This window comes from Ferruginibacter sp., assembly GCF_031391665.1.
GTDB lineage: Bacteria > Bacteroidota > Bacteroidia > Chitinophagales > Chitinophagaceae > Ferruginibacter.
In genome coordinates this window covers 1-7,734 of sequence record NZ_JANMUN010000156.1, presented here as the reverse complement: position 1 = coordinate 7,734, position 7,734 = coordinate 1, and the positions used below count along the sequence as shown (strand labels likewise).

At 35.1% G+C, this 7,734-nt stretch carries 8 protein-coding genes; 2 read left to right on the top strand and 6 right to left on the bottom strand.

Annotation, left to right across the window (positions count from 1 at the left end; all coding sequences use genetic code 11):
• The 3 genes from ACY651_RS11500 to ACY651_RS11490 all read right to left on the bottom strand — a co-directional run.
• Positions 1-407: O-methyltransferase (locus tag ACY651_RS11500; protein ID WP_462252825.1), on the bottom strand; the 407-nt coding region annotated here is incomplete at its 3' end.
• Positions 407-1,105, bottom strand: a complete 699-nt coding sequence (locus ACY651_RS11495; RefSeq protein ID WP_462252823.1) for an LOG family protein — start codon at positions 1,103-1,105, stop codon at positions 407-409. The genes ACY651_RS11500 and ACY651_RS11495, both read right to left, overlap by 1 nt.
• Positions 1,106-1,208: 103 nt before the next feature.
• Positions 1,209-2,771, bottom strand: a complete 1,563-nt coding sequence (locus tag ACY651_RS11490) for a sodium:solute symporter (protein WP_462252821.1) — start codon at positions 2,769-2,771, stop codon at positions 1,209-1,211.
• Positions 2,772-2,862: 91 nt separating this feature from the next.
• Here ACY651_RS11490 and ACY651_RS11485 point away from each other — a divergent pair, with 91 nt between their 5' ends.
• Positions 2,863-3,399: an LOG family protein gene (locus ACY651_RS11485; RefSeq protein ID WP_462252819.1), complete on the top strand. Its 537-nt coding sequence runs from the start codon at positions 2,863-2,865 to the stop codon at positions 3,397-3,399.
• On the opposite strand, the gene ACY651_RS11480 is transcribed toward ACY651_RS11485, so the two are convergent.
• On the bottom strand, positions 3,396-4,022 hold the full coding sequence (locus tag ACY651_RS11480; protein ID WP_462252817.1) for a hypothetical protein: 627 nt from the start codon (positions 4,020-4,022) through the stop codon (positions 3,396-3,398). The genes ACY651_RS11485 and ACY651_RS11480 overlap by 4 nt on opposite strands.
• 73 nt (positions 4,023-4,095) lie before the next feature.
• Positions 4,096-5,517, bottom strand: coding sequence for an FAD-binding oxidoreductase (locus tag ACY651_RS11475; protein WP_462252815.1), 1,422 nt, complete (start codon positions 5,515-5,517; stop codon positions 4,096-4,098).
• Positions 5,518-5,803: 286 nt separating this feature from the next.
• Here ACY651_RS11475 and ACY651_RS11470 point away from each other — a divergent pair, with 286 nt between their 5' ends.
• Entirely contained in the window at positions 5,804-6,499 is a 696-nt protein-coding gene (locus ACY651_RS11470) for a hypothetical protein (RefSeq protein WP_462252813.1), read from the top strand.
• A 69-nt stretch (positions 6,500-6,568) separates the two neighbouring features.
• Here ACY651_RS11470 and ACY651_RS11465 read toward each other — a convergent pair whose 3' ends face one another.
• Complete coding sequence (locus tag ACY651_RS11465; RefSeq protein WP_462252811.1) at positions 6,569-7,591, bottom strand: PorP/SprF family type IX secretion system membrane protein; 1,023 nt, start codon at positions 7,589-7,591, stop codon at positions 6,569-6,571.
• Positions 7,592-7,734: the final 143 nt, after the last annotated feature.

The following is a 7,734-nucleotide window of genomic DNA, read 5'->3' as shown; positions in this document are numbered from 1 at the left end:
GCATCAATAAAAACTAAATCCCACTGCTGGTTAAGTGTTGTAAGTACCTGCCGGGCATCTCCAAAATGTAAAATTATGGTATCCTTAACGTTTGCTTTTTCAAAATATTTTTTTGCTGTGGCTGCATCTTCTTCTCTAATTACTATAGTATGTAATTGCCCGAGCTGTTGCAAACCTTTTGATAAACACAAAGCACTAAAGCCCGTAAACGTTCCTATTTCTAAAATATGTTGCGGCTTAATCATGCAGCTTATCATTTCTAAAACTTTACCCTGCACATGACCGCTCAGCATTTGTGCATGCGGATGATGCTGTAATGTATACGCTTCTATCTCCTGCAATATTTCATCTAACGGCGATGAAAATTGTTTGGCATAGTCTTCTGCAATATGATTTATTATCTCCATTAAAAATTAGGTGCTAATGGTTTTGTTTTATAATAATCCAGCATAAAATCCACTACTTCTTCAGCAGTATCAAACAGGTGAATTAAATTTAAATCTTCAGGATTAATATTGTGCTCCTCTTCTCCCATCGTTTCTTTTATCCATTTTATTAATCCGCCCCAATAACTTTTGCCCACCAGTATCATGGGTGATTGTTTAAACTTTCCTGTTTGAATTAAAGTAGCTACTTCAAAAAATTCATCCATGGTACCAAAACCGCCGGGCATCATAATAAAACCCTGGCTGTATTTTACAAACATTACTTTACGTACAAAGAAAAAATCGAAATTTAAAGATTTATCTCTATCAATAAACGGATTGGGATGCTGCTCAAAAGGTAAATCAATATTAATACCAACAGATTTACCACCCGCTATTGAAGCACCTTTATTTGCAGCTTCCATAATGCCAGGGCCACCACCGCTGATAATACCAAAACCTTCTTCGGCAAGGCGCTTACTAATCTCTACTGCCAGCTCATAATATTTATTGCCGGGTTTTGTTCTGGCACTTCCAAAAATAGAAATGCAGGGCCCAATCCTGCTCAGTGCTTCAAAGCCATCAACAAACTCGGCCATTATTTTAAATATCTGCCAGCTGCTGTGTGCCTGGCTTTCTTTCCAGCTGCGTTGTTTTAAAGTGTTAATTGATCCGTTCATTTGTCAGGTTTTATTGTATAAATAGAATGCCATTCTACACTTTTTATTGTGTGGAATGGCATTTACTAACTGTGTAAAGGTATAATATAATTTTTACAAAATATTACGCCCCAATGCTGTTGATTATTTTTTCTGAATGCCTTACTTCAGGCTCAAATGATTTGTCTGCACCTTTTTTAGAAATAAACCATAACCCTAAAAAAGTAAATATCCCGTTTATCAAAATAAGTTCATTACCAATTTTGTAACCACTAAAAATACTTTCCGAAATAGATTTCAAGCCAAGTGTAACATGCAGTTTCTTTTCGTACCATTCGGGGCTGCTGAGTACATCTAAACCCAAAGCAAGTAATGGTGCTATAATACAAACCGTCCAAATTAATTTATCATTTAAAGTGCGTTTGGTTAAGATACCAAAGGAGAATAAACCTAACAGCGGACCGTAAGTAATACCGGCAAACTTCAAAATAAAATCAATAATTAATTTATCGTTGATGGCTTTAAAAATAAGTACCATAATAAAAAATACAATTGCAAAAGTAAAATGAACTTTTAATCTTGTCCGTTTCTTTTCTTTTTCAGTCCCCTCTTTTTTATTTATTCCTAAAATATCTATACAAAAACAGGAAGTGAGTGATGTTATTGCACCATCCACGCTGGGGAATAAGGCAGATATTAATGCGATGATAAAAATAATACCAATAGTGCCGCTGAATGCATCGCTCAAAGCAATGGTAGGAAAAAGATCATCCGGAGCAACAGTGATATTATTTGTACTTGCATATAAATAAAGGATGCCACCTAAAAATAAAAATAAAAAGTTTACTATCATCAGCACGGCAGTAAACGTCATAATATTTTTCTGCGAATCTTTTATATTTTTTACACTGATATTTTTTTGCATCATTTCCTGGTCAAGCCCCGTCATGGCAATGGCAATAAACATACCGCCTATAATATGTTTTAAAAAGTAAGAGCCAGCTTTTACATCCATGTTAAATACTTTAGTGTAACCTTTTTCATTCATTAATGATAAGGTACTCCCAAAATCCATACCCATAGCTTTTATAATAACAAAAATACACACCACCAAACCCAGCAGCATACCGGTAGTTTGTAAAGTATCTGTATAAATAATTGTTTTTACGCCGCCTTCAAAAGTGTACAATAAAATCAGCAGTAAAATAACTAATGCGGTTACTACAAAAGGTATATGCAATTTATCAAAAATAAAAAGTTGCAAAATACTTATCACTAAATATAAACGGGCAGTAGCACCCACCACACGGCTGAGGATAAAAAAGAAAGCGCCAGCTTTATGTGCATTTATTCCAAAACGTTTTTCCAGATAAGTATAAATGGAAGTGAGGTTCATTTTATAATACAATGGTATCAGCACAAAAGCAATTACCATGTAGCCAATTAAATAACCCAATACTATTTGATAATAAAAAAAATTACCTGTGCCCACCCCACCCGGCACACTTACAAACGTAACGCCGCTAAGGCTGGTGCCAATCATTCCAAATGCCACCAGCATCCAGTTGCTGTTGCGGTTGCCTATAAAAAAAGATTCGTTATTGCTGCCCCTGGATGTAAAATAAGCAACAGCCAGTAACAGCACAAAATACCCTATTACAAAAGAAAATAAAATTAATGGCGACATAATTAATAATGAATAATTGATAATGAAAAATGAATAATCCGGCAACGAATAATTAGCTTGCAGGATAATTAGTAACCAAGTTAATTAATTTATGGCAATTACATCATTAGCAGTTTTTTGTGGCAGCAAAAGTGGTAACAATCCTTTATTCGAAAATCATGCAAAACAATTGGGCTATATTTTAGCCAAAAAAAATATAACATTAATTTATGGCGGCGGTAACAAAGGAATTATGGGTGCAGTGGCCAATGCAGTGTTAGAAAAAAATGGAAAGGTTACCGGTATTATTCCGCAATTATTAACCGACAGGGAACACAGCCACCAGGGATTAACGGAATTAATTATTGTGGAGAATATGCACATCCGCAAAAAAATGCTATACGAAAAATGTGACGCTGCAATAATTTTACCGGGTGGCTTTGGTACATTGGATGAACTATTTGAAATGCTTACCTGGAACCAATTAAGTATCCACAATAAAGAAATTTTTATTTTAAACAGTGCCGGATTTTATGATAACCTGTTAGCACATGCAAAAGCAATGCAGGCAGAAAATTTTTTGTACGACAGTTTTGAAGACCGTACAACTATACTTTCTGCTCCGGATGAAATAGAAAAATTTCTTTAGTTACGGTTGCGGCCATTGCCCTGGAATAAAGGGATTTGTATGCCAGCTCTTATTACCGGAAAATTTCTTCCAAGCCCATCTACATACGGCGACTCTGCTACTTTTGAAACATCCCACAAAATGGAAAAGAAATAATTCATATCTCCTACACCTTCCCGCCCACTGCAATATCCACCACCAACTAATAAACTGTTAGCATCAATTTTTTCAGTTGATTCAGTATAACCGCTATTCTGTGCAGGTATATATTTAAACTTAATAAAATTATGTTCGTACTGTGCCTGTGCAAAAAGAAATTTTACCGGGTATAATCTTACAAATGCACCAGGGCCGTACACTGTTTGTCTCACTTTATCGCCATACACCTGGTAATCTCTTTGTGAGGTATAATTAAAATTTGCAGATACGGCAACATCCACAAATTTATTTATGCTGTATCCAAAATAAGGTGTTATACCCAATACAGTTCCTCCACTAAAAAATGATGCGGTCAAACTTCCCCCTGTAAAAAAGTTTTCTTTCTTAAATCCTTTTTCTTTTGTTTCGTCTTTGTCTTTTTCGTATTGAGCAAAAACGGTAAGCGACATTGCAAAAATCATAGCGGTTAAAACTAATTTCTTCATGTTATACTTTTTAATGTGTTTATATAATGTTAAACGATGTATCAGCGTCTTTTTAACATGGCCAGACAGGACGTCAGACCATGTCGAAAATTTTTCCGCTGTTTAAAATATTGTTAGGATCAAATACTTTTTTTATACCTTTCATTAAAGAAAGGTTGGCTTTATCAAAAACAATATCCATGTATTCTTTTTGAATTAATCCAATACCATGTTCGCCGCTGATAGTACCGCCTAAAGATTTTACCAGGGTAAACATAGCTTTAAGGCCGGGAATTATTTCAGGATTGTTTAAGCTGTAAATACTGCCTTCTTTTTTTATGCGGATGTGCAAATTACCATCACCGGCATGGCCATAACAAACTGCTTTAAAATTATATTGCTTTCCCAATTCTTTTACGCCATGGATTAATGCAGGTAACGATGCCCTGGGCACTACAGTATCTTCTTCAATAGTATAACCATCTAATTTTACAGCTTCGGCTACACGGCGGCGCAATTTCCACAGTTCTGCTTTTTGCTGTGCATCATCAGCAAAAAATATTTCGCCGCAGTCAAATTGGGTTAGCAATTCAGCAATGGCTTCCATTTCACTCATCAGTGTTTCTAAATGGTTACCATCCACTTCAATAATTAAATGTGCGGCTATATCATCAGTAACAGGTACTGCAACACTGTCCATCATTTTACTCACAATCTTTAATGCATCTATTTCTACTAACTCTAAAGCGCTTGGTGTAAAACCTGCCCTGAATATTGCACTTACAGCTTCACCGGCTTTTTCTAAATTATTAAAAGGCACCAGCATCAGTAAATCATATTTAGGGTGGGGCAATAATTTTAAAACAATTTTTGTTACAATGCCCAATGTGCCTTCGCTGCCTACCATTAATTGGGTAAGATTATAACCGGTAGAATTTTTTAAAACGTTGGCCCCCGTCCATATAATTTCACCCGTTGGCAACACCACCTGTAAATTCAACACATAATCTTTTACCACTCCATATTTTACTGCTTTAGGCCCGCCGCTGTTGGCAGAAATATTGCCACCAATAAAACAACTGCCACGGCTGCTGGGGTCGGGTGGATAAAACAATCCTTTTTCTTTTACGGCATTTTGTAATACTTCAGTTATTACACCCGGCTCGGTGGTTACCTGTAAATTGCGTCCATCAATTTCTACAATGGTATTTAATCTTTCCATAGAAATTAAAACACCGCCTAAATGCGGCAATGCGCCACCTGCTAAACCTGTGCCTGCACCACGTGGAGTGACTGCAATTTTTTGTGCATTACATATTTGCATAATGGCACTGATCTCTTCAGCCGTTCGTGGCTTTATAACAACATCGGGTAAAAAGTGAAGGTTCTCCGTCTCGTCGTGGGCATAATGGTTTAAGCTTTCTTCATCCACAATTACAAAAGCATCGCCGGCAATCTTTTTAAATTGATCAATATATTTATTAACTGCTGCTGCTTTTGTTTCTTCGCTTACCATGTAACATTATTTATGTAAAAATCGTATAAAATACTGAGTTGATAAAATGATGTTTGTGCTTTATTCTCATTTGTAAATATTACTAATAAAATATTCAATATTCAACACTCAATTTTCAATGTTCAATAAAATACATGCGAAGATTAGTGAGATTGATTGAACTATAATAGTGAAACTGCATTTTAAAATGTTAAATTTTATTAACTGATTGCAAAAATTAAAATAGCTGCCTATATTTGTTACGAAATTATTCGTATTTAATCATTAACCAACTTAAAGTAAAGCCATGAAACAATTTATTTTAAAAAACAAAAAGGCCATTGCAGGTATTAGCGCCGCATTGATAATTGGTGTTATCACCATGTCTTTTCAAGACACGCCGTTTAGCCCAGTAAAAGATTTTACAGTAAACCCCATTGTTATTGATTCGCCTCCGCCAAAAAAAATTAACCAGGCAGAAGTTGACAAAGCCATGAAGGAAATAGAAAAAGCTATGGCGCAATTAAAGGAACAAATGAAGCAGCTGGATATGAACGAAATAAATTTGGCTGTAACCAATGCATTAAAAGAAGTGGATATGCAAAAAATTATGGCCGAAGTACAGCAAAGTCTTACAGAAGTGGACATGAATAAAATTATGGAAGAGGTAAATGCATCTTTAAAAGAAGTAAACGCTGAGCAAATAAATAAAGAAGTACAAAATGCTTTGAAAGAAGTGGATATGAAAAAAATTATGGAAGATGTAAATGCATCTTTAAAAGAAGTAAATGTTGAGCAAATAAATAAAGAAGTACAAAATGCTTTGAAGGAGATTGACATAAATAAAATAAACAAAGAGGTACAGGAATCTTTAAAGGATTTAAAAATAGAATTGAAAAATATTAATACCGATGAAATTAAAAAAGAATTGGAAAAAGTAAAAGAGGAATTAGAAAAAACCAAAGAAGAATTAAAGAAAACAAAAAAGACCGTTTCCGTTTAATACAGCCATGTAAAACTACAACTGTCCCGAAAATATTTGGGACAGTTTTTTTATGCTATACAAAAATGATTAATAAAAAGTAGGACACATGGTTTGCCTGTTTTGCCGCTGCGGATAAAATCCTTTTTTTACAATACTAAATTCGCTTGCCCCACGGTAATTATTAAATTTATTTAAGGAAGATAATGTGGCATCGTAACTAAAAGTAAATTTTATATTATTCAATTCAAATCCAACCATTGGTGCAATAGCATCGCCAAGGCGGTAATATAACCCTGCTACCAATTGTTTTTCGCCTGTCTCAGTAAGATTATAATTTCCGTTTAGTCCAACAACTAATTCAGTTGCCTTTGACTGTGTAGAAAAATAGGCATTGGGGTTAATGATCACTCTTTCGTTTACTTTTAAAATGGCATTTAAAAAACCAATATGCCGCATGGGTATTCGTCCTGCATTTGTTTGATCATCAAAAAAAGTTTCTTTGGGCCTGTTTACATGATGTATAGAATACCCGGCATTGATATACACATTCTCCTGCGGAAAATAAGCGTAATTCATTCCTGCCTGCACATCCATGTAACTTACACTGGTATTGTTTAAACTTACAGCTGTTACAGGATTATCGAAAAATTTACCATCAAACTGATCGGGGAATTTTAATTTAGAAGGATCAATTCTTTTATTTGCCCAGCCAATATTAAAGCCTGCACTTAATAAACTGCTGCTGCCTAATTGCTGATGGTAGGCTATTGAACCATAAATTTTTGTACTGCGTAAACTTCCGCTGCCGGCAACATCGCTTAATAAAACACCTCCAATACCCAGCCAGCCAGTTTCTAATTTATCCCTTAACAATTGAGCATCGCCAAAAATGCTGGTGGTTTTATACGGCACTGTCATTACAGCACTCCATTGATTTCTGTAATTGGCGCCTAACCTGTAGTCAGCATCGGGAATAAAACCTGTGTTTGCAGGATTAGTAGTTAATGGTGAATTAAAGAATTGCGAAAAATGCAGATCCTGTGCATGCATAGTAAGTGCAAACAATAAGCCTGTTAAAGTAAATAATGATATTTTATTTTTGCCCTTCATTCTTTATTATATCTTACCTAGTATTAATTTTTAATCAACCTTCAACCTTCAACCTTCAACCTTCAACCTTCAACCTTCAACCTTCAACCTTCAACCTTCAACCTTCAACCTTCAACCTTCAACCTTCAACCTTCAACCTTCAA